The sequence below is a fragment of the Variovorax sp. P4_B11 genome (assembly GCF_056402355.1).
In genome coordinates this window covers 16520-43415 of record NZ_JBFUHO010000044.1, presented here as the reverse complement: position 1 = coordinate 43415, position 26896 = coordinate 16520, and the positions used below count along the sequence as shown (strand labels likewise).

At 64.7% G+C, this 26896-nt stretch carries 24 protein-coding genes and 1 pseudogene; 17 read left to right on the top strand and 8 right to left on the bottom strand.

What is annotated here, in order from left to right; translation table 11 throughout:
* Positions 1–11 precede the first annotated feature (11 nt).
* From AC1DYD_RS29425 to AC1DYD_RS29385, 9 genes are all read left to right on the top strand, one after another.
* The gene (locus tag AC1DYD_RS29425) at positions 12–1355 is read left to right on the top strand and encodes an ABC transporter substrate-binding protein (protein ID WP_478176294.1); all 1344 of its coding nucleotides are present in this window, start codon (positions 12–14) and stop codon (positions 1353–1355) included.
* Positions 1352–2257 carry a branched-chain amino acid ABC transporter permease gene (locus tag AC1DYD_RS29420; protein ID WP_478176293.1) on the top strand — a complete coding sequence of 302 codons (906 nt, stop codon included), beginning with the start codon at positions 1352–1354 and terminating at the stop codon, positions 2255–2257. The genes AC1DYD_RS29425 and AC1DYD_RS29420 overlap by 4 nt, the downstream gene beginning before the upstream one ends.
* Positions 2258–3232 (top strand): branched-chain amino acid ABC transporter permease, encoded by a 975-nt coding sequence (locus AC1DYD_RS29415; RefSeq protein WP_478176292.1) that lies wholly within the window; start codon positions 2258–2260, stop codon positions 3230–3232.
* Entirely contained in the window at positions 3229–3999 is a 771-nt protein-coding gene (locus tag AC1DYD_RS29410) for an ABC transporter ATP-binding protein (protein WP_478176291.1), read from the top strand. The genes AC1DYD_RS29415 and AC1DYD_RS29410 overlap by 4 nt, the downstream gene beginning before the upstream one ends.
* Positions 3996–4652, top strand: a complete 657-nt coding sequence (locus AC1DYD_RS29405; protein WP_478176290.1) for an ATP-binding cassette domain-containing protein — start codon at positions 3996–3998, stop codon at positions 4650–4652. Before AC1DYD_RS29410 ends, AC1DYD_RS29405 begins: the two co-directional genes overlap by 4 nt.
* 13 nt (positions 4653–4665) lie before the next feature.
* Positions 4666–5820, top strand: coding sequence for an iron-containing alcohol dehydrogenase (locus AC1DYD_RS29400; RefSeq protein ID WP_478176289.1), 1155 nt, complete (start codon positions 4666–4668; stop codon positions 5818–5820).
* A complete protein-coding gene (locus AC1DYD_RS29395) occupies positions 5820–7277 on the top strand; it encodes an NAD-dependent succinate-semialdehyde dehydrogenase (protein WP_478176288.1) in 1458 nt (485 codons plus the stop codon). The genes AC1DYD_RS29400 and AC1DYD_RS29395 overlap by 1 nt, the downstream gene beginning before the upstream one ends.
* A gap of 54 nt (positions 7278–7331) precedes the next feature.
* Entirely contained in the window at positions 7332–8513 is a 1182-nt protein-coding gene (locus AC1DYD_RS29390) for an ABC transporter substrate-binding protein (RefSeq protein WP_478176287.1), read from the top strand.
* A gap of 121 nt (positions 8514–8634) precedes the next feature.
* The gene (locus tag AC1DYD_RS29385) at positions 8635–8916 is read left to right on the top strand and encodes a hypothetical protein (protein WP_478176286.1); all 282 of its coding nucleotides are present in this window, start codon (positions 8635–8637) and stop codon (positions 8914–8916) included.
* A gap of 234 nt (positions 8917–9150) precedes the next feature.
* On the opposite strand, the gene AC1DYD_RS29380 is transcribed toward AC1DYD_RS29385, so the two are convergent.
* The 7 genes from AC1DYD_RS29380 to AC1DYD_RS29350 form a co-directional block, all read right to left on the bottom strand.
* Positions 9151–10005 carry an alpha/beta fold hydrolase gene (locus AC1DYD_RS29380; RefSeq protein WP_478176285.1) on the bottom strand — a complete coding sequence of 285 codons (855 nt, stop codon included), beginning with the start codon at positions 10003–10005 and terminating at the stop codon, positions 9151–9153.
* Positions 10002–11072, bottom strand: a complete 1071-nt coding sequence (locus tag AC1DYD_RS29375) for a branched-chain amino acid ABC transporter permease (protein ID WP_478176284.1) — start codon at positions 11070–11072, stop codon at positions 10002–10004. The genes AC1DYD_RS29380 and AC1DYD_RS29375 overlap by 4 nt, the downstream gene beginning before the upstream one ends.
* A gap of 11 nt (positions 11073–11083) precedes the next feature.
* Positions 11084–12103 carry a branched-chain amino acid ABC transporter permease gene (locus tag AC1DYD_RS29370; protein WP_478176283.1) on the bottom strand — a complete coding sequence of 340 codons (1020 nt, stop codon included), beginning with the start codon at positions 12101–12103 and terminating at the stop codon, positions 11084–11086.
* Complete coding sequence (locus AC1DYD_RS29365) at positions 12100–12834, bottom strand: ABC transporter ATP-binding protein (protein ID WP_478176282.1); 735 nt, start codon at positions 12832–12834, stop codon at positions 12100–12102. Before AC1DYD_RS29365 ends, AC1DYD_RS29370 begins: the two co-directional genes overlap by 4 nt.
* Positions 12831–13601 carry an ABC transporter ATP-binding protein gene (locus AC1DYD_RS29360; RefSeq protein ID WP_478176281.1) on the bottom strand — a complete coding sequence of 257 codons (771 nt, stop codon included), beginning with the start codon at positions 13599–13601 and terminating at the stop codon, positions 12831–12833. Before AC1DYD_RS29360 ends, AC1DYD_RS29365 begins: the two co-directional genes overlap by 4 nt.
* Positions 13602–13622: 21 nt before the next feature.
* On the bottom strand, positions 13623–15116 hold the full coding sequence (locus AC1DYD_RS29355) for an extracellular catalytic domain type 2 short-chain-length polyhydroxyalkanoate depolymerase (RefSeq protein ID WP_478176280.1): 1494 nt from the start codon (positions 15114–15116) through the stop codon (positions 13623–13625).
* A gap of 117 nt (positions 15117–15233) precedes the next feature.
* Positions 15234–16436, bottom strand: a complete 1203-nt coding sequence (locus tag AC1DYD_RS29350; protein ID WP_478176279.1) for a substrate-binding domain-containing protein — start codon at positions 16434–16436, stop codon at positions 15234–15236.
* 254 nt (positions 16437–16690) lie between these two features.
* Between AC1DYD_RS29350 and AC1DYD_RS29345 the strand changes: the two genes are divergently transcribed.
* The 5 genes and pseudogenes from AC1DYD_RS29345 to AC1DYD_RS29325 all read left to right on the top strand — a co-directional run bounded on the left by AC1DYD_RS29345 (position 16691) and on the right by AC1DYD_RS29325 (position 21530).
* Positions 16691–18199: a sigma-54 interaction domain-containing protein gene (locus AC1DYD_RS29345; RefSeq protein ID WP_478176278.1), complete on the top strand. Its 1509-nt coding sequence runs from the start codon at positions 16691–16693 to the stop codon at positions 18197–18199.
* A gap of 223 nt (positions 18200–18422) precedes the next feature.
* On the top strand, positions 18423–19676 hold the full coding sequence (locus AC1DYD_RS29340) for an alpha/beta hydrolase (RefSeq protein WP_478176277.1): 1254 nt from the start codon (positions 18423–18425) through the stop codon (positions 19674–19676).
* 72 nt (positions 19677–19748) lie between these two features.
* Positions 19749–20690 carry an AraC family transcriptional regulator gene (locus tag AC1DYD_RS29335; protein ID WP_478176276.1) on the top strand — a complete coding sequence of 314 codons (942 nt, stop codon included), beginning with the start codon at positions 19749–19751 and terminating at the stop codon, positions 20688–20690.
* A 215-nt stretch (positions 20691–20905) separates the two neighbouring features.
* Positions 20906–21001: pseudogene (locus tag AC1DYD_RS29330) on the top strand (LysR family transcriptional regulator); the annotation flags it as partial.
* Positions 21002–21071: 70 nt separating this feature from the next.
* Positions 21072–21530 carry a hypothetical protein gene (locus AC1DYD_RS29325; protein WP_478176275.1) on the top strand — a complete coding sequence of 153 codons (459 nt, stop codon included), beginning with the start codon at positions 21072–21074 and terminating at the stop codon, positions 21528–21530.
* A 329-nt stretch (positions 21531–21859) separates the two neighbouring features.
* Here the strand turns inward: AC1DYD_RS29325 and AC1DYD_RS29320 are convergent, their stop codons facing one another.
* Positions 21860–22831: an AraC family transcriptional regulator gene (locus AC1DYD_RS29320; RefSeq protein WP_478176274.1), complete on the bottom strand. Its 972-nt coding sequence runs from the start codon at positions 22829–22831 to the stop codon at positions 21860–21862.
* A 170-nt stretch (positions 22832–23001) separates the two neighbouring features.
* Between AC1DYD_RS29320 and AC1DYD_RS29315 the strand changes: the two genes are divergently transcribed.
* The 3 genes from AC1DYD_RS29315 (at position 23002) to AC1DYD_RS29305 (ending at position 26860) form a co-directional block, all read left to right on the top strand.
* Entirely contained in the window at positions 23002–24000 is a 999-nt protein-coding gene (locus AC1DYD_RS29315; RefSeq protein WP_478176273.1) for an alpha/beta fold hydrolase, read from the top strand.
* A gap of 617 nt (positions 24001–24617) precedes the next feature.
* On the top strand, positions 24618–25649 hold the full coding sequence (locus AC1DYD_RS29310) for an NADP-dependent oxidoreductase (RefSeq protein WP_478176272.1): 1032 nt from the start codon (positions 24618–24620) through the stop codon (positions 25647–25649).
* 194 nt (positions 25650–25843) lie between these two features.
* On the top strand, positions 25844–26860 hold the full coding sequence (locus tag AC1DYD_RS29305; protein WP_478176271.1) for an NADP-dependent oxidoreductase: 1017 nt from the start codon (positions 25844–25846) through the stop codon (positions 26858–26860).
* Positions 26861–26896 lie beyond the last annotated feature (36 nt).

The window sequence follows — 26896 nt, the reverse complement described above, 5'->3', positions numbered from 1 at the left end:
AAGGAGACAACGTGACCCTGAAGTTCCCCCTCACGCGCCTGGCTCGCAGCTTCGCGCTCGTCACTGCCGGCGCCGCCTTTGCGCTGCCGGCCGCCGCCGACAACGGCAAGTTCCGCATCGGCGTGGTGACCTTCCTGTCAGGCGCCGCCGCGGGCCCTTTCGGCGTGCCCGCCGCGAATGCCGCCAAGCTCGTGGTCGACGCGCTCAACAAGGGTGCCTTGCCCGCGCCCTACAACACCAAAGGCATCAGCGGTGTCGAGATCGAGATGGTGTTGATCGATGAGAACGGCGGCGCCACCAAGCAAGTGGAGGAATACCGCAACCTTGTGCAGCGCCAGAAGGTCGACATGGTGATCGGCTACATCTCCTCCGGTGACTGCCTCGCGATTGCCCCGGTGGCCGAGGAGCTCAAGACCCCCACGGTGTTCTTCGACTGCGGCACCTCGCGCCTGTTCGGCGAGACGCTGAAGAACCCGAATTACGTGTTCCGCACAGGCCTCGATGCCGTGGTCGACAACGTGGCCGCTGCCCGTTACATCGTGGAGACGAAGCCGAACGTGAAATCGGTTGGCAGCATCCAGCAGAACTATGCCTGGGGCCAGGATGCCTGGGCCGACTTCAGTCTTGCTTTCAAGCAGCTCAAGCCGGACGTCAAGGTCGTTTCCGAGCAGTGGCCGAAGCTGGGCCAGGGCCAGTACGGCGCCGAGATTTCCGCGCTGTCCGTCAGCAACCCCGACCTGATCCACTCCAGCTTCTGGGGCGGCGACATGGAGGCGCTGGTGCTGCAAGGCGGCGCGCGCGGCCTGTTCGACAAGCGCGTGATGCTGCTGACTGCGGGCGAGACCGGCTTTGAGCATTTCAAGGACCAGACGCCCAACGGCACGATCGTCGGCGGCCGCGGCCCGTTTGGCGCCTTCGCGCCGAAGAACGCGCTCTCCGACTGGCTGCGCGCGACCTACAGCGCCGCGCACAAAGAGCAGCCGACCTACCCCGCGTTCAAGATGATGCAGGCCATCCTGGGCATGAAGGCGGCCGCGGAGAAGGCGGGCAAGCCCGGCACCATGCCGACGCAGGAGCAGGTGATCGCGGGCCTCAAGGGTCTCACCTTCGAATCGCCCAGCGGCACGGTGCGCATGAGCCGCGCCGGTGGCCATCAGGCTGTACAGGGCGTTGCCTACGGCGAGTACCAGTATGACCCCAAGACCCGCAAGGCCACCATCACCAATGTGAAGGACTATCCGGGCGACTGCCTGATGCCCCCCGATGGCACAAGCCATGCAGACTGGATCAAGGCGGGCTTCCCGGGTGCCAAGTGCAGCCGAACATCGCCTGAGACCAAGGAGCGCACCTCGTGAGCACCTTGCTGGCCATCGTCATCGACGGCGCCATCTACGCCTCGTGGCTGTTCCTCGTGGCTGCCGGCCTGACGGTGATCTACGGGGTGATGCGCATCCTCAACATGGCACACGGCAGCTTCTACGCGATCGGCGCCTACTGCGCCGCCTCGCTCACGGGCTGGTACTTCTCCGGCGAGTCCGGGACCAGTCCGTACTGGAGCTACCTGCTGCTGTTCGGCTGCGCCGTCGTCGGCGGCCTGGTTGTGGGCGTGCTGGTGGAGCAGGGGCTGCTGCGCCACCTGCGCGGCCGCGATGAGATCCTGATAGTGATCGTCACTTACGCGCTGCTGCTGATCCTGGAGGACGTGGTGAAGCTGGTGTGGGGCGTCAACCCCTACATGGCGTACCAGCCCTACCGTCTGCTTGGGCAGAGCTCGGTCACGGATTCGCTGCGCTTCGCCAACTACGACCTCGCACTGGTGGCGATCTCGCTCGCGGTCGGCGCCGCCGCATGGTGGGCGCTGAACCGTACCGACAAGGGGCGCTTGCTGCGCGCGGTGATCCACGACCGCGAGATCGCCACAGCGATGGGGGTGAACGTCAACCTGATGTTCGCCATTACCTTCGCGATCGGCTCCATGCTCGGTGCGCTTGCCGGGGCACTCACTGCACCGGCCATCTCCGTCACGCCGGGCATCGGTGTCGAGGTGATCGTGCTGGCGTTCGCCGTGGTGGTGGTGGGCGGCCTGGGCAGCGTCGGCGGCGCCGCTGCCGGCGCGGTGCTGGTCGGTCTCGCCCGTTCCTTCGCTGTCCATCTGGCGCCGCAGATCGAGCTGTTCGTGATCTACGGCGTGATGTTCCTGGTGCTCGCGTTCCGACCGCAGGGCCTGTTCGGCCAACTGCAGCCTCGAAAGATCTAGATGAAATTCAAGACCGAACTGGGGCTGCCGCTGGCGGCCGGGGCGATTGCTGCCCTGGGCTGGGCCGGGCCCGACTGGTTGAGCTTCCTGCTCACCCTGGCCTTTGCCAAAGGCCTGGTGGTTCTCGGGGTGGTGCTGCAAATGCGCGCCGGCCTCGTTTCCTTCGGCCAGGCGCTGTACTACTGCATCGGCGGCTACGCTGCCGGCCTGGCCGCCAAGCACCTGGGCATCCAGGATGCCTTCGTGCTGCTGGCGCTCGGCGCGGTGGCCTCGCTGGCGATGGCTGCGCTGTGCGGCCTCATGGTGGCGCGCTACCGCGACATCTTCTATGCCATGCTTTCGATGGCGCTGTCGATGATCGTCTACGGCATGCTGGTGAAGTCCAGCGCGCTCGGCTCCACCGACGGCTTCAACGTGGCGAACCCGAGCTACCTTGGCTTCCAGCCGGATCCGTCGCAGGCCAAGCGCGTCGCCTTCCTGGTCACGTTGGCGATCGCGCTGGTTGCGGCCCTGGCTTGCCACCGCGTGCTGCGCTCGCGGTTTGGTCGCCTTTCGGAGGCAGTGCGCGAGAACGAGATCCGGGTTGACTTCCTCGGCATCTCGCCGCTCGGGCTCGTCTACCTGAACTACTGCGGCGCGGCCGTACTGTCGGCGCTCGGCGGCGGCCTGATTGCCATCGCCACCGGCCATGTGGATCCCGACATGGCGTTCTGGGCCACCTCGGGCGAGTTCGTCTTCATGGCCCTGCTCGGCGGCACGGCGCATGTGGCGGCACCGTTCGTGGCAGCCATCGTGTTCTCCGCGGTGCGCACCTTCGCCATTCAGGAGGCGCCGCACCTGTGGCAGCTCACGCTGGGCAGTGTCCTGCTGGCACTGATCCTGTTCTTGCCCAAGGGCTTGTGGAGCCTGGTGTCCCGCAGACGTGCCGCCGTTCCGGCCGAGGTTCCGCACGTGACGAAGGAGGTGACCCCATGAGTGTGCTCGAAACACGCCAGCTCACTCGCACCTTCGGTGCCGTGGTCGCCGCCAAGTCGCTGGACGTGACCATCCAGCGCGGCGAGATCGTCGGAGTGATCGGCTCCAACGGCGCCGGAAAGACCACGTTCATCAACATGGTGACCGGGTACCTGCCGCCCACCTCGGGCGACATCCTGTATGAGGGCAGCTCGGTGCTCGGGATGAAGCCGCGCCAGATCACGCGGCTCGGCCTGGCGCGCTCGTTCCAGGTCGCGCAGCTGTTCCCCCAGCTCACCGTGCTGGACAACGTGCTGATGGCGCTGGCGGCGGCCCACGAAGCGCAGCCCTCCGTGCTGCAGCACTTCGAAACTGCGGATGCGGTGCGCGAGGCCCGCCGCATCCTGCAGGCCTTTGGCGTGGCGCACTACGCGGACAGCGAGGCCAGTGCCGTGCCGCAGGGCGCGCGCAAGCTGGTCGACATCGCGATGGCCCTGGTCTCGAAGCCGCGCATGCTGCTGCTGGACGAGCCCACCAGCGGCGTGAGCGCCGACGAGAAATTCCCCTTGATGGACACCGTGATGGCCGCCGTGCAGCAAAGTGGCGTGACGGTGCTGTTCGTGGAGCACGACATGGAAGTGGTGGAGCGCTACGTCTCGCGCATCCTGGCGTTCTACAGCGGCGAGATCATTGCCGACGGCCCGCCGGCCGCGGTGCTGGGCAACGCGCGCGTACAGGAGTTGGTGGTCGGCAAGCGGGCTCCGGCACGCGAGGAGGCTCTTGCATGACCGGGCTCGCCCTCGACATCCAGGGATTGGACGTCGCCATAGCCGGCACGCCCATTCTGCGCAACGTGAGCCTGAAGTTGCCGCAAGGCAGCATGGCTGGCCTGATCGGCCGCAATGGTGCGGGCAAGACCACGCTGATGCGGGCAGTCATGGGGCTGCTTCCCTCGCGCTCGACGGCGCTCGTGTGCGCCGGCGAGTCGCTCGCGAGCCTGGCGCCGCACACCCGCGCCGGCCGCGGCATCAGCTATTTGCCCGAGGAACGACGCCTGATCCCGGCGCTCACGGTGGAGGAGAACATCCTGCTGCCCGCCTGGGCCAACAGCATCCGCGACGCCCGCGAGCGCCTGGCCTGGATCTACGACCTGATGCCGGAGCTGAACGAGCACCGCCACCGCCGCGCGCTGCAGCTCTCGGGGGGCCAGCAGAAGCTGGTGGCCCTGGCCCGCGCGCTGATGCCGGGGCGCAAGCTGCTGCTGCTGGACGAACCTTTCGAGGGGGTGGCGCCGGTGCTTTCGCGCCGTCTCACCGAGGTGGTGGCCGAGCTGGGGCGCGATGGCCTCACCGTGCTGCTCAGCGAATCGGACGACAAGCATTCGGCAGACCTGGTGGACCAGGTCTGGCGCATCGAACGTGGCGTGGTGCACGCTGCCTGACAAGGGAACCGATATGACAGGATTCAATTTCGAAACCACGCCGCGCATCGTCTGCGAGCAGGGCGGCTCTGACCGCCTCGGCGAACTCGCCCGCGGGCTCGGCGTGCGCCACTTCTTCCTCATCACCGACCAGCCCTTGCTGCAGGCCGGCCTGCTGGCGCCCGCGCTGGCAAGTCTGCGGATCGCGGGAATCGCCGCCACCGTTTACTCCGACGTGCTGCCCGATCCGCCCGAGGAGCGGGTCCTCGCTGCCGTGCAGGCCGCCCGCGAAGCGGGCGCCGATGGCGTCGTGGGCTTCGGTGGTGGCAGTTCCATGGACACCGCCAAGCTCGTGGCCTTGCTGGCGCGCACGCCGGCGGCTCTGCAGGATATCTATGGGATCGGCCTGGCGCAGGGGCCGCGCCTGCCGCTCGTGCAGGTGCCGACCACCGCCGGCACCGGCTCGGAAGTGACGCCGATCGCGATCGTCACCAGCCCGACTTCCGAGAAGAAGGGCGTGGTCTCTCCCTTGCTCTACCCTGACTTCGCGCTGCTCGACAGCCACCTCACGCTGGGCCTGCCGCCTCGCCTTACGGCGATGACGGGAATCGATGCCATGGTGCACGCGATCGAGGCCTTCACGTCGCGCCACAAGAAGAACCCGGTGTCGGACGCGCTGGCGCTCAAGGCGTTGGCGCTGCTGTATGCCAACCAGCGCAAGGTGCTCGAAGAGCCGCGCAACGGGACGGCGCGCGAGCACATGCTGCTTGGCTCGCTGCTGGCGGGCATGGCGTTCGCGAACGCGCCGGTGGCGGCGGTGCATGCGCTGGCATATCCGCTGGGCGGCCATTTCCGCGTGCCGCACGGCCTGTCGAACGCGCTGGTGCTGCGGCCGGTGCTGCGCTTCAACCTGGAACATGCGGCGCCGCTGTACGCGCAGCTGGGCGAAGTGATCGGCACGGCCCGGCCCGGCCAACCTCCCATCGAAGGCGCCCGGGCGTTCGTCGATGCCATGGCCGCGCTGGTGGCCGTGATGCCGTTCGAGCAGAACCTGCGCGCAGTCGGCGTGGAACGGAGCGACCTGCCGATGCTGGCGGAGGACGCACTCAAGGTCCAGCGCCTGCTGGTGAACAACCCGCGCGACGTGGCGCTTGCCGACGCGCTCGCGCTCTACGAGGAGGCTTTCTGATGGTGCAGTTGAAAGATACGGCGTTGCTGAAGCGCCTGGCGTTCATCGGCGGCGAGTGGGTCGCTGCGCAGGGCGGCGAGTCGCACGAGGTGTGCAACCCGGCCAACGGCGAAACGATCGCAGCCGTTCCCGACATGGACGCCGCTGACACCGATCGCGCCATCGCCGCAGCGCAAGCCGCGCTGCCCGCCTGGCGCGCGCGGCCGGCGAAGGAGCGCAGTGCCTTGCTGCGCCGCTGGCACGATCTCGTGATTGGCGCGGAACAGGACCTCGCGCTGCTCATGACCTTGGAGCAGGGCAAGTCGCTCGTCGAAGCGCTGGGCGAGGTGCGGTACGGCGCTTCATTCATCGAATGGTTCGCGGAAGAGGGCAAGCGCGCCTACGGCGACCTGATTCCGGCACCGACGGTCGACCGTCGTCTGATGGTGATGAAGCAGGGCGTGGGTGTCACCGCGGCCATCACGCCGTGGAACTTCCCCATCGCGATGATCACGCGCAAGGTTGCGCCTGCACTGGCCGCTGGTTGCACCTCGGTCGTGAAGCCCGCAGAGGCGACGCCGCTGTCGGCCCTCGCGCTGGCCGAACTGGCGCAGCGTGCCGGCATTCCGGCCGGCGTGATCAACGTCGTCACCACCGCAAGGCCGGCGCTTGTCGGAGGAGCCCTCACGGCCAGCACGGTCGTGCGCAAGCTCTCGTTCACCGGCTCCACGCCCGTCGGCAAGCTGCTGATGGCGCAGTGCGCCGCTACGGTCAAGCGCGTTTCGATGGAACTGGGCGGCAACGCACCTTTCATCGTTTTCGACGACGCCGACCTGGACCTCGCCGTGCAGGGCGCGATCGCTTCCAAGTACCGCAACGCGGGCCAGACCTGTGTCTGCGCCAACCGGTTCCTGGTGCACGAGGCCGTGTTCGATGCCTTTGCCGAGCGGCTGGTGCATGCGGTGGAGCAGCTGAAGGTCGGTGCCGGCGTCGAGCCCGGGGTGCACATCGGGCCCTTGATTGACGGCCGGGCGCTGGCCAAGGTCAGCCGTCTGGTCGATGAAGCGCGAAGCCAGGGCGCACGTGTGCTGACGGGTGGTGTTGTGCACGCGCTGGGTGGCAACTTTTACGTGCCGACGGTCCTGGCTGGCGTCACGAGCGAGATGGCCGTTGTGCGCGAGGAGATCTTCGGGCCGGTCGCACCGTTGATGCGGTTCGCGAGCGACGATGAGGCCGTGCAGCTCGCCAATGACACGCCCTTCGGTCTAGCCGCCTACTTCTACACGCGCGACGTGCGCCGAGCCTGGCGTGTCGCCGAGCGGCTCGAGTACGGCATGGTCGGCGTCAATGAGGGCCTGATCTCCAACGAGGTAGCACCGTTCGGCGGCATCAAGGAGTCGGGGGTCRGTCGCGAGGGTTCGAGGTATGGGCTCGACGAGTACCTCGAAACCAAGTACGTCTGCCACGGCGGGGTCTGAGCCGCGGCAGGTTCTTTCGAACACGAGTGCGTCTATCAGTCAGAGGAGACACCAATGAACCCCATCCGGAGACGAGCATTCTGTGCCGCGGCAGCCGCGGCAGCCGCGGCAGCCTCGGCAGCCTCGGCAGCCTCGGCGCCGTGGATCGTGTCTGCGCGCGGCAGCGAACCAGGCGTCTCTGACAACAAGGTGGTGTTCGGTCAGACCATCGGCTTCGACAGCGTCTGGGGCAGTCTCTACCGCAACTATACCGACGGGCTGCTCGCCTCCTTCGCCCAGGTGAATGCGCAAGGCGGCATGCATGGCCGCCAGCTCTCGGTGGTGCGCCGGGAGGACAACTACGTCGTCGACAAGGCACTCACGAACGTCCGTGCGTTCGGGCAGGGTGCGGATGTATTCGGACTCGCATGCATCGGCGGCACCGGCATCACGCTGGCCGCGATGCCGCTGCTCGAGGAGTATCGGCTGCCGGCAGTGGGCACACTGACTGGAGCCGACGGAGCTCGTGTTTACAACCGCTACCTCTTCCACACGCGCACGGCCTACTCCAATGAGGTCGAGAAGATGGTGGAGCATCTCGCGACGATCGGTACACGCCGCATCGCGGTGGTCTACCAGGACAACGCTTTCGGCAAGAGCACCCTGGCCGCTGCACACAAGGCGGCGCAGCGGTTCCATGCGCAATTGGTGGCGGACGTCCCGCACCCCGCGGAAAACTGGGACGGCCGGGGCATGGCCGCGACGCTCGTGAAGGTTGCTCCCCAGGCCGTGCTGCTGTTCACGTCGCCGAGCACGGTGGCCGACCTGATGAAGCAGTACAAGGCGCAGGCACTTGCGGCGCTGCCTTCGCCCTGGGTCCTCTCGGTCACATCGGTGCCCAAGCTGTTCGAGCTGCTGGAGGCTGATGTCCGCGGCATCGCGATCACGCAGGTGATGCCGCATCCACTCGGCTCGTCGCGCGCTGCGCGCAACTTCCGCTCCGTGATGGCTCGGCATGGCAACGAGGACCACCTGTCTTACGAAACCCTGGAAGGCTTCATGACCGGCCGGGTGATTGCGGAAGGCTTGCGGCGCGCCGGCCGCAATCTCACTCGCGACGGCTACATACGCGCGCTCGAAAGCTTCGAGCTCCAGAGCTTTGACGAGCTCGATTACCGATACACAGCCTCGAGCCACCTGGGCCCATCCTTCGTGGAAGTGACGCTGTTGGGAGCTGGCGGCACCGTGCTGCGCTAGTGGTGGGCACTCGAAGTTTTTGCACTTTTACTTCTTGAGGCAATGCGCCTGCATTTGTGGCGGCGCACCCTTGGGGATGCCTGATCTTCAGCAGGATAAGGATCTGTAGGCGGCGGAATACATGAATGCGACACATGCCAAAGGCTCGGAAGAGTACGACGCCTTCCTCAATCTGGTCGACTTCAAATGGCTCATGGCTGGCGTGGGCTGGCGGGTCAATCTGTCGCGCCTGCAGAGCGATGGTGCCTATATCGATGAGTGCCTGCAGCGCGCTCTGAGGAGCGACTCCGAGTTGCTGAGGGAACGCAGCGTCGAGTTGCTCGGCTTGCGGCGCAGCACGAATGCGCATTGCGACGTTGATATGCCGAGCGCATTCAACGGCCTGGCACGTGATGGGCGCTGAATGAGGCCGTCCGATTTGCAGCTGCGCGTGGGGCTACTGAGGGATGCCTCAAGCCAGGTACGGACAAGTACATAGCTGATCGGCGCGGGCGGGCGGGACGATCAGCAACGCGCATGTCAGCAGGAAAACCCGGACCATGCCGAGGCCGGCGACGCAGTGTAAGTGCCGGGACCAAAAGGTCGTCTTGCCCCTTGGTGCGCGGCCCGTTGTCACCGCGCCATTTGGCCGAACAGCCTACGACGATCGGCCGTCTCCGGCCAGGAAACGTTCGACCAACGCAAACTGCTCCGGCGTGTTCAACGCGGGCGCATGGCCGCATCCCTGGATCTCGACCACCACCGCGAGTGGTCCGCGCGTGCGCATCTGCTCCGCGGCGTCCGGCAGCAACAGGTCCGAGTGCGCGCCACGCAGGCAAAGCACGGGCACGTCGAGGCTGTCCCATGCCGGCCACAGCCCTTCCGGGTTGCTTGACTGCAACTGCATTGCGATCCCCGGGTCATAGTGCGGAGTGACACGGCCATCGGGCAACCGGCGCACCGAGGTTTCCGTGAGGCGTCGCCACTGCGCGTCAGAGAGGCGACCGTACGGCGCATAGACAGTGCGGAAGTACGCTTCGAGTTCGCTCACGCTGCCGAAGGCCGGTGGTCGGCTGGCATAGGTGAAGATGCGTTCGACGGCCTCAGGAGCCGGGCACGGGCCGATGTCATTGATCACCAGCCGGCGCAGCCGGCCTCTGAGCGTCGTGGCGGCGGCCAGGATGCCGATCGCGCCGCCCATCGACGTGCCGAGCCAGTGGAAATGCGGTAGCCCGAGCTGGTCGACGAGCGAGGCGGCCAGCCGCACATAGAACGGCAACGTGTATTCGTTCGCAGGGTCCGGGCTCCATTGCGACAGGCCGCGTCCGATGGTGTCGGGGCAGATGACGCGGTAGCGTTGCGCCAGCTGCGCGGCGATGTCGTCCATGTCGCGGCCAGTGCGAGCGAAGCCGTGCCAGGCGATCACCGCGTCGCTCGCGGCGTTCGGCCCGGCCCACTCGGTGTAATGCAGTTCGCGCCCTTCGCAGCGCAGGTAATTCGATGTCGGCTTCATGGCTCGGACCCCCGCGACATGCGTAGGCGGCCGACGATGCCGCTGGGGAAGTGGTACACGGAAAGCACGAACAGGATCCCCAGCCATAGCAGCCAGCGGTCTGGTGACACGAAGTGGGGCAGGAGCGGCAGGCCGCTCAGCACCGAACCGCCGAGCTTCAGTAGATCCTGCAGGTAGTTCTGCGCCAGCACGAACAACGCCGCGCCGACCACCGCGCCATATATCGTTCCCATGCCGCCGATCACGACGATGAGCAGCACGTCGAGCATGATCTCGAACGACAGCGTGGTGTCCGGCCCGGTGTAGCGCAGCCACAACGCGAGCAGCGCACCGGCGAGCGTAGCGAACAAGGCCGAGAGCACGTTCGACACGGTGCGATACGCCACCGTGCGGAAGCCGAGCGCCTCGGCCCGAAAGTCGTTCTCGCGGATGGCCTCCAGCACGCGGCCGAACGGCGAATTGACGATGCGCAGGAGGGCGAGGAAGCTCGCTGCGACCACCACCAGCAGGAGGTAGTAGGTGAGCACGCGGCCGTCGATCGTCACACCGAGCAGCGGCTGCTCGAAAAGCTCGAACGAGGGCGACAGCCATTCCGGGGTGCGGAAGCTGAGCCCGTCCTCGCCGCCCGTGATATGGCTCAGCTGCGAGGCCAGCGTCAGGAAGCCCGATGCGACCGCCAGTGTGATCATCGCGAAGAAGATCGCCTTCACCCGCAGGCTGAAGAGACCGATGGCCACTGACAGCAGCAGCGAGAGCAGCAACGCCGCGCCGAGCCCGATCAGCACCGAACTCGCGCCGGCACCGAGGCGGCTGCTGGCGATCGCAACGCCGTAGGCGCCGATGCCGAAGAACATGGTGTGCGCGAAACTCACCACGCCGGTATAGCCGAGCAGAAGGTCGTAGCTCGCCACCAGCAGGATGAATACGAGGGCCTTGGCGGCGACGCCCAGCGCCTTGTGGCCGGGAAAGAGGAACGGGGCGAAAGTCAGCGCGATGGCAATGAGCACCAGCGCCAGGGCGAGCCAGCGGCTGCGCGGTACGTCGTGGGAGAGCAGTCGGTCGATCATCGTGCTTGCCCTCATTGCTGCCCGACGGGATAGAGGCCGTTCGGCCGCCACAGCAGCACGGCCACCATCAGCGCGATGGTGGAGAAGAGCGCGAGCTTGGGCATCAGAAAGCCGGCGTAGTTGGCGACCAGGCCCACCATCAGGGCACCCACGAAGCAGCCAAACGTGGACCCGAGTCCGCCGATGATGATGACGGTGAAGATCAGCACGTTCACCTGAGTGCCGATCTGCGGCACCACGCTCTGCTGGTACAGCGCCCAAAGCGCACCGCCCAGGCCGGCCAGTGCCGAACCGGCGACGAACACGCCGATGAAGAGCCGCCGTATCCGGTAGCCCAGCGCCTCGACCATCTCGCGGTCCTGTACGCCGGCGCGTACGAGCAGGCCCACCTTGGTGCGGGTCAGCACCCACAACATCGCCACGAAGACAACGCTGCCGACAGCGACCGCCAGCAGCCGGTACTTCTCGACGGACGCATCGCCGAATGAGAAGGAGCCGCGCAGCGCCTGCGGCAGCGGCACGGCCAGCTGGTCGGGCCCCCAGAAGACCTTGATCAGCTCCTCACCGATGATCAGGCCGCCCATCGTGACCAGGATCTGCCTGAGCGGCATGCCGTAGACGGGACGCACCAGCAGTCGCTCGAATACGAGCCCGGAGATCGCAACCATTGCCGCGGCGGCGAGCATCGCGGCGAGCACTGCGGCAGCGTTCAGCCACAGCGATTCGCTGCCGACCCAGGCGCCCAGCGCCAGCATGGTGGTCATGGCGACATAGGCACCCAAGGCGATGAATACGCCGTGGCCGAAGTTCAGAACGTCCATCAGCCCGAACACCAGCGTGAGGCCGGACGAGACGAGGAAGATGATCATGCCCATCGCCAGGCCGGCGACGGTCAGCGTCACCCAGGTGCCGGTGTGGCCGACAGCAGGCAGCGCGAGGGCCGCCAGTGATGCAAGCAGGGCCAGAGGCCGCAGGTCGAAGCGCGCCTGCGGCACCGCGGCCGAAGGCGCGGGCAAAGTGGCGGTGGTCATTGGTGTACTCCCAGAGAAAGGCCGAGCAGCCGCTGCTGCAGCGCTTCGTTGTCGGCCAGGTCGGCCATCGCGCCCGTGTGCACGATGCGCCCGTTGTCCATCACGGCGACGCGGTCGCCGATGGCCTTCGCCATGGCGAAGTTCTGCTCCACGAGCAGCACCGTCGTGCGCTGCCGCTTCAGCTCGGCGAACGCGCTAATCAGGTTCTGCACCATCGCCGGCGCAAGCCCCTTGCTGGGCTCGTCGATCAGCAGCAGAGCGCGCGGCTCGATGATCGCGCGCGCGATCGCGAGCATCTGCTTTTGGCCACCCGAGAGCTTTCCTGCCGGATACAGCCAGAACTTCTTCAGGGCGCCAAAGAGCGAAAGGACCCACTCCAGCCGCGCCCCGTCCAACGCGTCGGCGGTGGCCGCCCCTCGCGCGGCGAGCACGAGATTCTCCTTGACCGTCAGGTCGGCGAAGATCCCCATGTTTTCCGGCACATAGGCGATGCCGAGCCGCGCAATCTCCGGCGTGGCCAGCGCCCCGATCGGTGCGCCGCGGAAGTGCAACTCGCCGCGCGAGGCACGCCAGAGGCCCATGATCGTTCGCAGCGTGGTGGTTTTGCCGGCACCGTTGCGGCCCAGGAGCATGGTGACATCGCCCTCTCGCACCTCCAGGTCCACGCCGTGGAGGATGTGATAGGCGCCGATGTGCGTGTGGACGTCCTTCAATTGCAGCAGGGCGGTCATGCGGGCTGCTCCTGTGGCATGACGCCGAGATAGGCTTGTTGCACGACGGCCGACGCCATCACCGCGCCGGGTTCGCCTTCGGCCACCAACTGCCCGTTGTGCAGGACGATGATGCGGTCGGCCAGCTCGCGCACCACGTCCATCTTGTGTTCCACCAGCAGGACCGCGCAATCGCGTCGCTGCTTGAGCTGCCGCACGAGGTCCAGGATCACCGGCACTTCGTCCACGCTCATCCCCGCCGTCGGCTCGTCGAACATGTAGACCTTGGGATCGAGGGCGATCAGGAGCGCGACCTCCAGCTTGCGCTGGTCGCCGTGGGCCAGCGCGCTGGCGAGCACGTTGGCCTTGTCGAGCAGACGCACCCTCTCAAGGAGGGACTGCGCCTCGTCGATCCAGGCGCGCCGGTCCAGCCACACGTGCGCGAGGTCGAAGCCGCCGCCGTGGCGGCCCGACTCGCGCGCCTGCACTGCGAGGCGCACATTCTCCTGCGCGGTGAGGTGCGGGAACAGTTGCGTGAGCTGGAACGCGCGGCCCAGCCCGCGCCGCGCGCGCAGTGGCGCGGGCAAGCGGCTCACGTCCTCGCCGTTCAGCCACACCTCGCCTTCGGTGGCCGGCAACTGGCCGGAGATCAGGTTGAAGTAGGTCGTCTTGCCGGCCCCGTTGGGGCCGACGATGGCGGTCAGCGTGCCCGGCGCGAAGCGGCAGGACACGGCGTTGACAGCCACGTGTCCGCCGAAACGAATCGTTAGGTTCTTGGTTTCAAGCATGGTTCTCTATCAGGGACAAGATCAAGGACAAGTGCCGATCACGTAGTAGCTGGACCCCGTCTTCTTCAGCGTGGTGATGACCGTGCTGTTCCACAGACCCATGTTCTGCAGGGAACCGTACGCAAAGGTGTAGCCGTAATTCGCATAGGCACGACCCGCCGTCGTGTGGGCGAAGTTGGAGGCCGTGTAGCAGCTGTCATCGCTGCGGGTGGTCGTACCCGAGGCCGATGCCGAGGTCGCGCCTTCGGCCCCGTTGGCATCGATCGCGCGCACAGTCCAGCTGTAGGTGGTGTCCGCAGACAGACCGCTGTCGTTGTAAGGGCTGGCAGCGACCGGCGAGGCCGTGACCAGCGCACCGTCGCGGTAGACTTTGTAGCCGCTGGCGCCGCTGACCGAAGCCCAGCTGATCGTCATGCTGCTGGCGCTGGCGTTCGAGGTGCCCACGCCCACTGGCGCGGGCAGTGTGCCGCCGCCGCTTGCGCCCGCGGACACTTTGTCCACCATCGCCTTGATGGCGGTCATCTGTGTGCCGGCCTTCTGCGCGAAGTTCGAGCCGTACCAGCCGAGCCAGTCCCAGCAGCCGCCGGTGTTGGCGAGCGAACCGCTGGCGGCCGTCATGCGATAGGTGCTGTCGTTCTTCGTCTGCGGGAACAGCACGATGATGCTGTTGGTGTCGGCCCAGCGGGTATAGCCGGTGTTCTTGAGGTATTTGTCGCCGATGGTGGCGTAGTTTTGCGCGCAGCCATGCAGGACCACATGGAGCTTGCAGACGGCGCCGGTCGCGCAGTTGGCCGGTACATAGAGCCAGCCGTTGGCGGCCATGCCCGGATTGCTGTTGATGAACGCGCTCTGGTCGAACTCGATGTAGTTGCCGGCCGCGGGCGCGTCGTTGCGCGCATTCAGCGTGCCGTAGAACTTGCTTAGCACGGCCTTGGCGCCGTCGTAGCCGCAGTTGCTGATGTAGGGCGAGGCCGAGTTGTTGCAAGCGTTGTTGCCGGTCGAATCGAAATCGGTCGGCATTACATGGGCGGTGTTGTCGCGCTTGATGTAGTCGAGATTAGCCGTCGCCACGCCATTGTTCTGGTACAACGTATTGACCGCGTTCATCTCGTTCGGACCGACGGTCGTGTCACTATTGCCTACCCACAGGAAGACCTTCTGCTTGGCCACATTGACCTTGTCGTCGATGGTCGTGCTGCTCCAGTTGTTGATGTCGGCCTGCATGGTGTTGATCATGCTGGTGCTGACCACGGCGTTGCTCATGCAGTTGCTGGAGTAATAGTGCCCGCCGCAGCTGTACGGACCGCCGGTGAAAACGCCGACGCCCTTGAAGGTGGCCGAGAAGGCATAGCCCAATTGGCTGGCCATATACCCGCCCGAGGACATGCCCGACACCGTGGTCTGGCTGGTGTCTACATTGAAGGACGGCAGTGCGACAACAACCGCTTGAGCCGAGGGCGATGTAGCCAGGGCCGAGACGGCCAGGGCCAAGCCAAGAAGCGCGTGAAATTTCATTGCAAGTCTCCTAACTCATTGTTTTTTGCCGACGCCGCATGCGCTGAACGACGGGCCGGCCCCGTTCCTGCCAATCCGTTGGTTCAGAAGCGCCGGGGGCGCCTCATTCCAAAGCACTTATTGCTGGTTGCGGATCGGGATGTTCATCTCTTCGGGCTTGATTTCCCGGATCAATTCCGGCACGCCCCAGGCGAGCGCGGGGTCGTCCTTGATGCGCGTGTGGTACATCGAGTGCATCGCCTGGTGGTCTTCCTTGCGCAGCGTGATCTTGCCCTTGGGCGACTCGAAACTCATGCCTTCCATGGCTGCGATCAGCTTGTTGGTGCTGGTGTCGCCGTTCGTGTACTTGAGCGCCTCGACCACTGCCACGGCGGCATTGAAGCCGTCGAGAGTGAAGAAGTCGGGCGGGGCCTTGTAGCGGCTGTAGTGGTTCGCCACGAGCCACTCGTTGACCTTGTTCTTGGGAATGCCGAAGTAGTAGAAGGTCGACCCTTCCATGCCGGCCAGCTGCTTGTAGGGGACCATCCCCTGCAAGGTGGTGCTGACGGTCGAGATCTCGATCCCGTGGCGTTTCAGGTCCATGTCCGCGATCTTCAGGGGGTTGCCGGCGCCGGCCCAGTAGACGTAGATGATCTTGCGGCCGGGCTTGTCCTTGAGTGCCTGGATGATGCGCTGGGCACCCGCGGTGAAGTCGGTGGTCGTCATCGGCAGGTATTCCTCGTGCACGATGCGGGACTTCTTCAGCGCTTCCTTGAAGGCCTTGATCCCGTCGCGGCCAAATGCATAGTCCTGCGCCAGCGTGGCGATGTGCACGTTGTCCTTGTCGAGCGCGACGGCGCTGGCGATCGCATCCTGCGAGCTGTTGCGCGCGGTGCGGAAGACGTACTTGTTCCAGCGCTCGCCGGTGATGGAGTCGGCAACCGCCGTCTCGACGAGGAAGACCTTCTTGAATTCCTCGGCCACCGGCAGCATGGCCAGCGCGACCGCGGACGACGTGGCGCCGACCGCGATGTCGGCCTTGTCGTCGGCGTAGGCGGCGGCCAGCAAGTTCTTGCCCACGTCGGGCTTGCCCTGGTCGTCGCGCTCGATCACGACGAGCTTGCGGCCAGCCACGGCCATGGTGCCGCCGGTGGCATATTCAAGGCCCAGTTGGAAGCCGGTCTGCGCCTGCTTGCCGTAGGCCTCCAGCGGCCCGGTGAGGCTATGGATCTGCGCGATCCGGATTTCCTTTGGTGCCTGGGCGGAAGCTGGCGAAATAAGGCCGGTCAGCAGCGCGGCGATGGCGACCGCGGTGACGTGGCGGCGCGTGTTCGATGGCATGGGAGTCTCCTAAATTTATGGTCAAGCCGGTCGGGGGACTGCAAGGCCCATGCCACGGGCTGAGCGTGCTGTGGCTGCAAGGGGGCGCATTGCGGCGCGGCGTCCGGAGGCTGTCGTGCTGTCCTGAGCGGTTGACATGTCGCCATGTCCGGGTGGCCTCCACACCAGACAACTGTCCTGTTGGCCGGACGGTTGCGGCACCGTGACGTCAACTTAGCAAGCGGCCCGCAGCCCGCTTACACTCGACGGACGCCATGACACCCGATCTCGACCCCCTCGACGCACTCGACCCGGGCGGTGTGCTCCAGCTCGCCGCGCGGCGCATGTTTGCCACGTTCGCCGAAGCGGTGATGGGAATGGTGGTGATGGACCGCGAGCACCGCATCGTCTGGTTCAACGAGGGCTACCGGCGCTTCATCGCACTCGGCCCATTCGCAGACTCCGGCGTCATTGGCCGACGGATCGAGGAAGTCGTGCCCAACTCGCTCATGGGCAAGGTGATCGACACGGGCATGCCCGTGGTCGTCGATTTGCTGACCAACCAGTATGGCGCCTTCCTTGTCAGCCGGCTGCCCCTGCGCAACGAGCAGGGCAACGTTATCGGCGGGGTGGCTCTGGTGCTCGCCGACCAGCCCAATGGGGCAATGCAGCCGCTGATCGGCAAGCTGGTCGATCTGCAGCGCGAACTCGAGGATACCCGGCGCAGACTGGCGGCCGAGCGGCGTCCGAAGTATTCCCTCGCAAGCTTCGTGGGCAGCAGCGCTGCGGTCGCAGAGGTGAAGCGCCAGGTGCGGCGTGTCGCTGCCACCGACACCACGGTGCTGCTTCTTGGTGAGACGGGCACGGGCAAAGAGCTTCTTGCGCATGCTGTGCATGCCGCGAGCCGGCGTTCCGTTGGCCGCTTCGTCAGTGTCAATATTGCTGCTATCCCAGACACACTGCTGGAGGCCGAGTTCTTCGGCGTGGCGCCGGGTGCCTACACGGGTGCCGACCGCAAGGGGCGCGATGGCAAGTTCAAGTTGGCCGATGGCGGCACGCTGTTCCTCGACGAGATCGGCGACATGCCGATGGAACTGCAGAGCAAGTTGCTGCGGGTCTTGCAGGAGCAGGAGATCGAGCCTCTCGGCAGCAACCGCGTCGAGCGGGTCGATGTGCGCATCGTCTCCGCAACCAGCCGCGACCTCGAGGCGATGGTGGAGGACGGACGCTTCCGCGCAGACCTCTACTACCGGCTCAACGTCATGCCGATCCGCCTGCCGCCGCTGCGCGAGCGGCTCGAAGACCTGCCCGACCTGGTGGACACGTTGTCGGAAGACATCGCACGCCGGAGCGCGCTGGCACCGAGGGCGGTCGGGCCCGATGCCATGGAGCTGTTGGCAAGCCGGCCGTGGCCGGGAAATGTGCGCGAGTTGCGCAACGTGCTGGAGCAGGCGTCGCTGATGACCGACGACCTCGTGCTCGAGGCACTGCACTTCGAGCGACTGCTTCAAGCGGCAGCCAAGCCGGGGCAGCCTGTGCCACGCGGGCATGCCGGCGATGTCATGCCGGCCAACGACTCCGCGCCTTCCGCCGTCTCCAGCTCAGACACCGGAGCAGCGGTCAAGCCGCTGCATCAGGCCATGGCGGAGGCCCAGGCTCAGAGCATTCGTGTGGCCCTCGCCGCCACCAAGGGCAACAAGGCAGCCGCCGCGCGGCTGCTCGGGATCTCTCGTGCGGCTTTGTACGAGAAGCTCTCGGCAGGGAGCGAGGCCGACGGCGCATGAACATCGCGCCACAACTGTTCTTGCTTCAGGGCAGCCTTTGGCATTGAACGCCCCGAACTGGATCAACTCTCTGCTCGGGATCGCTGAGCACCTTTTCCCATTTTGGACAGCGCAGCTTCCTCTTTCGAATATCGCTTGAGCCGACGCCTTTCTAGTATTCCCCTCCGGTAAGCCGGTGGATGTTCTGCCGGAGCCTGTCACCCATCACATTGGAGGGGAACGCATGCGTTCGTCTTTCTGGTTCAAGGCAATCCGTGCGGCAAGGAACTTGCCTCTGTGGTTCGCCGTCGTGCTATTCGCGGGATGCGGGGGCGGTAGTGACCGCCCCGTGCCGCAGATCTCCGAGCCGCAATCGGGCGACGTGCTCTCTTCGACGGCATATGTAGCGCCGGGAGTCAATGGAGACGGAAAGCTGCTGGTTCATCTCATGCCTGGGCTCAATGGAAGCCTGATCCGCGCGACCAGTCTGGTGTTCGTGCCGAAGGGTTCGCCACCTGTTGGCGGCTGGCCTGTCGTGACATGGGCGCACGGGACGACGACAGTCGGACAGCCGTCGTGCGCCCCGAGCCTGAAGCCCGCCGCGCTCGACGGCAACCTGACAACGGAAGGCGCTGTGCTTGGCGTGGAGCCCAGCGGCTATGCGGACCTGATTGCGGCACTGGTGGGTGCTGGCTATGCCGTGGTGGCACCTGACTTCGAAGGCTTGGGCACGGAGGCTCAAGCCCCCTATCCCTACTACAGCTTCTCGAGCTTGAGCCGCTCGCTAGTCGCCGCCACCCGGGCTGCCTACAAGTCGGTGCCCGGCCTGTCGAAGAAATGGGCCGTCGTTGGCCACTCCGACGGGGGACATGCCGCAGTCGCCGTGGAGAAATTCGCCGGCGAGGCCCCTGAGCTCGACTACAAAGGGGCCGTCGCGATAGCGCCCTTCGTCTCCATCCGCCATGAGGTTGACCTGCTGAGCGCCAATGCAGCCACCGACCCAAGCAATGCGGCGAACTACGTGGTCTTCCAGAACCTGTTGGTTGGCATGATGACCACTGGTCTGATCGCGCAACAACCGGGCTTCGACGCGATCAAGGTGATGGGTTCCGACTTGCTCGCGATGATGCCGACACTGAAGAACAGTTGCATCTTCGCGGCTTTCGGTGCCGTTGGCGCTGCGGTGGCTTCGAAGACCCCGGCCGCGTTCAACGGCTTCAAATCCGATTGGGCCGCAGACCCCGCCATGAGCGCGTTTCTGGCGGCCAACGATCCTGGCGTGATGCCTGGCTTCATGCTGCGCAAGCCCACGTTGATCCTGCAGGGCAGCGCCGACGCGGCCGTGCTTCAGCCGATGGTGGACGACTTCGTGGGCGAACTCCGTACGGCTGGCTCGCCCGCCGTCACGTACAAGCTTTTCCCAGGTGCCAGCCACCAGAGCATCGTTCCGCGCGGAACGGCTGATACGCTGACTTTCCTGCAGACGATCGTGCGCTGAGGGTATTGAGACAAGTGGGCTTGACGGCTCCACAAGATGCCCGGCATCCTACCGGGTGTCGATGGAGTGGGTATGTACAAGGATCGAAAAACCGCGGAGCCTGAACCATTGCGGCTGAGAACCGGCGACATCAACCAGGTCGTCGCCGTGACAACTCGATTGTTCGCGCACCACAAGGTCAAGTCCTTTGGCGCCGGACCGCTGGACGTATCGATTTTCGGCAAGTCTTCCGGAGGACTGTTGCTCGGCGGCGTGTCGTACAACACCAGCATGGTTTGGGATGTGGACGAAACGCGGGAGTCGTTGATCATCACCGAACCGCGGAACTGCGACGGCGTTCTAGGAGAGCAAGCGTTTCGCTCGCGAGACTTGATCGTTTTTCGCCCCGAATGGTGCGGCCGAGTGGAGATCACGCCGCCTGGCGACTTGCGCAACACCTGCATTCCAACGTCCGCATTGCTGCGCTCCACCCAAGCGCTGCTCGGCATTGAAGTCGACAGCGTGCCTGCTTTCTCGCCCAGGATCGCGGCTGATACGAGCCAAGCCAGGCGCTTGCGGGCCATGCTCGATGTCCTGCACGAAGAGCCGATGCACACGAACAAGGTGCTCGAACGCGCGCGCACGCACTGGTTTCTGCTCGAATTGCTCACGTTATGGTCGCACTCATACTCCAAGTACCTCGACCACGAGATCGCTCTGCCGCGCTCGCTCCGGCGCGCGTGCGAGTTCATCGATGAGAATCTGGCCGAGCCGATCAGTGTCGTGGACATCGCCGCGGCAGCTTCCATCGGGGTGCGCGCGCTGACGCTCGGCTTTGTCAAGCACTTCGGGCGACCGCCGTGGCGCTACACCCTCGATCGAAGGCTCCACGCTGCGCACCATGACCTGCGCGTTGGGGGCGGCCTGACCACGGTCACGCAGGTGGCACACAAATGGCAGTTTTCTAACCCTGGACTTTTTGCCCGTTATTACAAGGAACGGTTTGGTGAACTGCCTCGGGGGGCGAAACGCTGACGCACCGACTGCGTTACGCACGTCAGCCTTTTGCCCTGAAAGTTGCAACCCGAAGCCTTCACGCGCTTTCTGCCGCGCTATCGGCGTTCGGCAGCAGGCATGCCATCCGGGGCCACTACGCACTCGTGACCGATTGCGTCGGCGGTGGCTAGGCGTCGTGGCGATCCTTGAGCGCCTCCGACGGTGTCCCGTTTGGACGTGGTCAGTATCTGATGATCGAACTGCGGCATCTGCACTATTTCATTGCTGTCGCCGAGGAACTCAACTTCCGCCGCGCTACCGAGCGCATCCGCATCGACCAGACCGGCCTGCCGGACGACGACGCCATTGCCCAGCAGCCGGCCTGGGTGGGATGCGCGAAGATTCGCGAATACCTTTGGCTTGGCCTTCAAAACTCTGGCAGTTCCAGCTCAGTACTACGCGGACCGTGTAGGCGAGAACGCTGATCCTAATCTGCAGCAGGTTGCACATGCCCTGGTGACGGCGATGTCGACAGGCAACGTCAGTGCCGCCGCTGCATTGTTCACCTCAGACGCCATTTGCGAGGACATGTTGCTGCGCAACCAACTTCAGGGACGGTTGGCGATAAGCCGTTACCTGACCAGAAGTCTGGCGTTGCTGCCACAGGGAGTGGGCTGCGCCTACAGCCACAGCGTTGGTAGCGGGCTGGGCGGAGCTGTCGAATGGTTCGGCGCGAGCACGACGCTCGTTAGGGCGGGCGTGACAGCACTCGTCCTGGATAGTAGTGGACTCATCATTCGCGCGACCAGCATCTATGACGGCAAGTTGCTGACATCGGAGCAGGTCGTACAACTGGTCTCGCTGAGCATCGATGGGTGAGTGCGAGCACCCAGTCCAACAACTGCTTCGTATCCTATCGGCGCAAGCGAGACCTCGGCGAATCCGGTCGCTGTCCGTCTCGTAGAGAGTGGCTACCACCATTTCGTTCGGTGTGCGAGTCGCGCTCCGATGCACTTCGCGGAGGAGTGAGGGTGTCGGCGCCGATTGATTCTTGACCCACCGGCGATGCGGACAAAAACTTGGACTACCCAGAGGTAGTTCACGAATTCGTACGAGGACAGGATTCGGGCGGTCGAGCTGTACATCAAGCTCGGCAAACGAGTCAGGGCGACCATTCGCAGCCAACGCGAGAACCCTTGGCGGACGTCTCAAGCGTACGCCCAGCCACCACGCCTCAAGGTCTGCGATGGTGCTTCACCAAATCGCCGTCGATACGCCCCGGCAAAGTCGCCGACATGGGTGAAGCCGTACTCGAGGGCGATGTCGGCAACGCGAACTCCGCCGCGGCTCGGCTTTTGCAGCGCGTCACGCGCCGCTTCCATCCGCCTTTCTCGTAGCCACGTCATCGGACCTACGCCGTGGCAAGACTGGAAGGCGGCGAACAGCGTGCGGCGAGACACGCCGCATTCGATGCAGAGGTCGTTTATCGAAACGTGGGCTCGCAGCCGCCGCAGCATCAGCTCTTCAGCCTGCCTGATAATCCGCGGCGAAACCGTGCGGGTCGCACTTGCGTCGATCGTGGACTGCTGGTTGTGGGCATGCTGGGTCAGCAGAAGCGATGCCAAAGCGTCCGCCAGCGATGCTTGCGCGAATTGCCGCGCCTTGCCGGCTGGCGGGAGCGCCGACGCCATACCAGCAAGGGCGACGATGCCGTGCCACGCCTGGGTCAGCTGCGGTCGCGCGGGCAGGGACATTTCGAAAACCAAGGGTGCCATCAGCGGCCGGCCGGTCAGCCCCTGCCAGGCATCTGCAATCAATGAGCTATCAACGCGGATCAGCAATTGGTCATATCCCTCGTGCACTTCCATCGAGAAAGTACGAACTGGACTGAAAACGCCCGGACTCTGCGCAACGAGCTGGTGCAATTCGCCGCCTTGGCGTACTTGCGCTGATCCTCGAGTCGGCAGACTGATCAGGTAATAGCCCTGCAAGGCCTGTGATAGAGGTTGGAGCGAAACACGCGCTCCCCAGCGCGTGCGATTGAATGACACCGGCCCCATTGGAACGCAGTCGAGCGTGCCATGGAACACATCGTCACGCCGCAGCCGCTGAAGCCGGCATTCACCAAAAAAGGGCGCGGTTTGCAGGGGCGATTCGTCAACATCATGGCTGTCTGCCACACGGAGGCCGCGCAGGCTTGTGCCTCCATGATCAAACTCAATGGGAGGGAACGGTGTTATGGAGCTCACTGGAAACGACGATGGTCCGGCAGTAGTCGACTCACAAGAGGGAAATCCCGAGTCGACGATTTGCACGCAATCCGCTGAATTGCACTGAGGCGCTAGGGCTAATGCCGGACACCGCCGATGCTCCGAACCTATTCCACGGAGACATCGCGATGCTTCTTTCTCGACGCGCCCTCATCTCATCTGCCGTTGCAGCCTCGGGCGCGGCCATGGCCGGCTGCGGAGGAACGCAGGCAGAACCGGCGCCAGCGCTCTCGCCAAAAAGCCCATACCTGCTGGTTCACGGGGCCTGGCATGGCACCTGGTGCTGGGGCAAGATCAGCCCAGCGCTGGCTGCCGCCGGCCACCCAGTGCTGGCGATCGACTTGCCGGGGCACGGTCTCAACGCCGCATTTCCCGCGGCGTTCGACGTTCAGCCCCGCACCTCGGCACTGGCGACCGAACTATCACCGCTTGCGGGCATCACGCTGGCTGACTACGCCAAGGCCGTTGCCGATGCCGTTGACTCCCTACTCGCCGCCGGCTTCCCAGCTCCGATCGTCGTGGGTCACAGCATGGGCGGCGGTGCAATCCATGCAGCCGCTGAACTGCTGGGCCCCGGCAAGATTGCGCGCCTGGTCTACCTCGCGGCATTCATGCCCAAGGACGGCCAGTCGATGATCGCATTTCCCCCTGACCCGGCGGCACCGCCCTCGCTTTTGACGCCGCTGCTGGTCAGCGATCCTACTGTTAGCGCCGCTCTGCGGCTCGACCCGGCATCCACGGACCATAGCTATCGCGCGGGGCTCATCAACTTGTTTTACGGGCAAATGGATGCTGCAACAGCGCGCGCCGCGCTCAATCTGCTGTCGCCGGATATTCCTGTTGGTCCGATGGTGACGCCAATCGGGACGACGGCGCAGCGCTGGGGAGCCATTCCCCGCACCTATATCCGGACCAGCGCGGACCATGTCATCCCGCCGGTGGCCCAGGATCTGATGGTGGCGCAGGCAGACGCTGCGACGCCGGCAAACAAGACGCAGGTGCTGCAACTGGACTCGGATCACAGCCCATTCCTGTCCATGCCGCAGCAGTTGATTCGAGCTCTGCTCTCGCTGGCTTGAAGAGGAGGCGCATATGCATCATGGGATCATCAATGCCTACCAAGGCTTCACCGCTGCCAGGCGGCCGCACAGCGATGCCGCTCTGGACCACCTCGCTCGCTTCCAGGTGCTGACGCCTCTGCAACAAGCATGGGGTTTGTCCCATGTTATCCACGTGGAGAAGTGCCTCTAATACTCTCCAGGTGGAGTACTGTGCTTCTGTCCGTCGCATGTATGGCGGTGCATCAAACCTCCTTGAACCATTAGACATTCGCATGCAGCTACTACCCGAAAACCGTCCTGACGGCGAATTGCGCGCTCAACTGATCGAGGCGGCCGATCTTGCTGCGCAAAGCCACCTTGAGTTAGCCAATTCCGCAATCGAGGCTGTCTATGGCACATCTCCCATTCAGGGTTGCCCGAGGGATGTGCACGTAGTGACCCAGCACATGATGGCAAGCGAATGCACGTACGAACCGGTCGTAAGACTGTTCCTTGGGCTGCCTCCGCAGTGCTGTAGTGAGTACAAAGATGGCATTACCCGACGGCTGGGCTCAGCGGCTCCAACTTCTGCTGTTGATTGACTTCGCCGTGGTCAACAGAAATTAAGCCATCACACCCTTCAAAGGAACTTCTAAATGACGACTCTTGGCTTGCAGAACGGGCAATGGACCCTGGCGGCTCGCCCCTTCGGAGCCACCAAGGACGCCGACTTTGAATTCTCTACGGCACCAGTCTCGGCACCCAAGGAAGGGCAAATCCTTGTCAGGAACTCGCTGATCTCTGTCGACCCGGCAATGCGGTCGTGGATGAATGAAGGCAAGTCCTACATGGAACCGGTCCGCGTTGGCGATGTGATGCGCGCAGCGGGAGCAGGGCAGGTCGTGCAATCAGAGGATCCGCGGTTCAAGGCCGGTGACGCGGTCACCGGCCTTGTCGGTGTGCAGGAGTATTCCATTCTGCAAGCCAAGGATGCGGTGAAGGTGGATGCCACGTCAGTTCCGCTGTCGGCATACCTGAACATCTTGGGCTTGCCGGGGTTTACTGCCTATTTCGGTTTGTTGGACGTCGGACAGCTCAAGGATGGCGAGACCGTGCTCGTGTCTGGAGCTGCTGGCGCAGTTGGATCGGCCGTGGGTCAGATCGCCAAGGTCAAGGGCTGCCGTGTCATTGGCATAGCCGGTGGCCCGGAGAAATGCGACTACGTCACAAGGACCCTTGGGTTTGACGCGGCGGTGGACTACAAGTCACCGGAAGTGCGCAAGCTGCTGTTCAGCGCCTGCCAAGGCGGAGCCGACGTCTATTTTGACAACGTGGGGGGGCCGATTCTCGACCTCGCTCTTCCCCGTCTGCGTCCCCGCGCAAGGGTCGTCATCTGCGGAGCTGTTTCGCAATACAACAACGCAGAGCGTGGAGAAGGGCCCAAAAATTACATGGCGCTCTTGATGTACCGCGCGCGCATGGAAGGATTCGTGATTTTTGACTATGAGGCCCGCTACCCGGAAGCTCAAGAAAAACTGCGCGAGTGGCTAGTAGCCGGGAAAATCCAATCGCGAGAGGATATCGTCGCCGGCCTAATGGCATTTCCGAGCGCGCTGCGCCGTCTGTTCGAGGGTGGCAATACGGGCAAGCTGCTCTTGCAGTTGGGCGACTTTGTAGGGGCCGTATGACACCCGTCAAGAAGGGCGCCATCGGACTCCCGCTTCCGTCTACGGATCTGGCATTGCTTGACGATGGTGGTCAAGCCGTCTCCTCCTTCGAAGACCGTAGGGCAGATCGCTGTCAAAGTGCCCCAACTCCGGCACGGCCACTGGCGAAATGATGACGAGACCAACAGGTCAATCAACGCTGACCGAAAGCACCCATGCCCCAGAACAAGCAACTCCTCCTCGACAACCGTCCCTCAGGCGAAGCCACGGCTTCAAACTTCAAGCTCATTGCCACCGAGACGCCGCCCCTTGCCGAAGGCCAGGTACTGGTGCGCAATCACTTCCTCAGCCTGGACCCCTACATGCGTGGGCGCATGAACGACGTCAAGAGCTACGCCGCACCGCAGTCGCTGGGCCAAGTCATGGGTGGCGGCACCGCCGGTGAAGTGATCGAAAGCCGCTCGCCCATGTACAAGCCCGGCGACAAGGTCGTGGGCATGGGTGGCTGGCAGGAGTACAGCGTGCTCGACGCAGCAGTGCCTGGCCCTTTGCGCAAGGTCGACACTACGCACGTGCCACTTTCGCACTACCTGGGCGCGGTCGGCATGACCGGCGTCACGGCGTGGTATGGCCTGGTCAAGATCATCGAGCCTAAAGCTGGCCAGACGGTTGTAGTCAGTGCGGCCAGTGGCGCGGTTGGCGGCGCCGTTGGGGCGCTGGCTAAGGCCCGTGGCTGCCGCGCCGTCGGTATTGCAGGTGGCCTCGACAAATGCCGCTATGTGACCGACGAGCTCGGTTTCGACGCCTGCGTCGACTACAAGGAGCACAAAGACGCAGCGTCTCTGGCCAAGGCCTTGAAGCTGGCCTGCCCTGACGGCGTAGACGGCTACTTCGAGAACGTCGGCGGCATGGTGCTCGACGCCGTGATGCCGTGCATGAATGGCTTCAGCCGCATGGCCTTGTGCGGAATGATCGCCGGCTATGACGGTGCGCCCATCCCCATGAAATCTCCCCTGTTGATGGTCACCGCCCGCATGCGCGTCGAAGGCTTCATCATCGTCGAGCACATGGAAGTCTGGCCCGAGGCGCTCAAGGAACTGGGCACATTGGTGGCGACGGGCAAGTTGCGCCCGCGCGAATCGGTCGCTCAAGGATTGGAGGCGGCGCCCGAAGCATTCGTGGGCATGCTCAAGGGCCGCAATTTTGGCAAGCAGTTGGTCAAGCTCACCTAGTCACTGGCCAGGGCGGCGGGCGCTGCATTCAACTTC

Excerpts from the sequence above, each read along its gene's own strand:
- AC1DYD_RS29415 (WP_478176292.1), top strand. The coding sequence starts at position 2,258 with ATGAAATTCAAGACCGAACTGGGGCTGCCGCTGGCGGCCGGGGCGATT.
- AC1DYD_RS29410 (WP_478176291.1), top strand. The coding sequence starts at position 3,229 with ATGAGTGTGCTCGAAACACGCCAGCTCACTCGCACCTTCGGTGCCGTG.
- AC1DYD_RS29405 (WP_478176290.1), top strand. The coding sequence starts at position 3,996 with ATGACCGGGCTCGCCCTCGACATCCAGGGATTGGACGTCGCCATAGCC.
- AC1DYD_RS29400 (WP_478176289.1), top strand. The coding sequence starts at position 4,666 with ATGACAGGATTCAATTTCGAAACCACGCCGCGCATCGTCTGCGAGCAG.
- AC1DYD_RS29390 (WP_478176287.1), top strand. The coding sequence starts at position 7,332 with ATGAACCCCATCCGGAGACGAGCATTCTGTGCCGCGGCAGCCGCGGCA.
- AC1DYD_RS29385 (WP_478176286.1), top strand. The coding sequence starts at position 8,635 with ATGAATGCGACACATGCCAAAGGCTCGGAAGAGTACGACGCCTTCCTC.
- AC1DYD_RS29380 (WP_478176285.1), bottom strand. The coding sequence starts at position 10,005 with ATGAAGCCGACATCGAATTACCTGCGCTGCGAAGGGCGCGAACTGCAT.
- AC1DYD_RS29375 (WP_478176284.1), bottom strand. The coding sequence starts at position 11,072 with ATGATCGACCGACTGCTCTCCCACGACGTACCGCGCAGCCGCTGGCTC.
- AC1DYD_RS29370 (WP_478176283.1), bottom strand. The coding sequence starts at position 12,103 with ATGACCACCGCCACTTTGCCCGCGCCTTCGGCCGCGGTGCCGCAGGCG.
- AC1DYD_RS29365 (WP_478176282.1), bottom strand. The coding sequence starts at position 12,834 with ATGACCGCCCTGCTGCAATTGAAGGACGTCCACACGCACATCGGCGCC.
- AC1DYD_RS29360 (WP_478176281.1), bottom strand. The coding sequence starts at position 13,601 with ATGCTTGAAACCAAGAACCTAACGATTCGTTTCGGCGGACACGTGGCT.
- AC1DYD_RS29355 (WP_478176280.1), bottom strand. The coding sequence starts at position 15,116 with ATGAAATTTCACGCGCTTCTTGGCTTGGCCCTGGCCGTCTCGGCCCTG.
- AC1DYD_RS29350 (WP_478176279.1), bottom strand. The coding sequence starts at position 16,436 with ATGCCATCGAACACGCGCCGCCACGTCACCGCGGTCGCCATCGCCGCG.
- AC1DYD_RS29345 (WP_478176278.1), top strand. The coding sequence starts at position 16,691 with ATGACACCCGATCTCGACCCCCTCGACGCACTCGACCCGGGCGGTGTG.
- AC1DYD_RS29340 (WP_478176277.1), top strand. The coding sequence starts at position 18,423 with ATGCGTTCGTCTTTCTGGTTCAAGGCAATCCGTGCGGCAAGGAACTTG.
- AC1DYD_RS29335 (WP_478176276.1), top strand. The coding sequence starts at position 19,749 with ATGTACAAGGATCGAAAAACCGCGGAGCCTGAACCATTGCGGCTGAGA.
- AC1DYD_RS29315 (WP_478176273.1), top strand. The coding sequence starts at position 23,002 with ATGCCGGACACCGCCGATGCTCCGAACCTATTCCACGGAGACATCGCG.
- AC1DYD_RS29310 (WP_478176272.1), top strand. The coding sequence starts at position 24,618 with ATGACGACTCTTGGCTTGCAGAACGGGCAATGGACCCTGGCGGCTCGC.
- AC1DYD_RS29305 (WP_478176271.1), top strand. The coding sequence starts at position 25,844 with ATGCCCCAGAACAAGCAACTCCTCCTCGACAACCGTCCCTCAGGCGAA.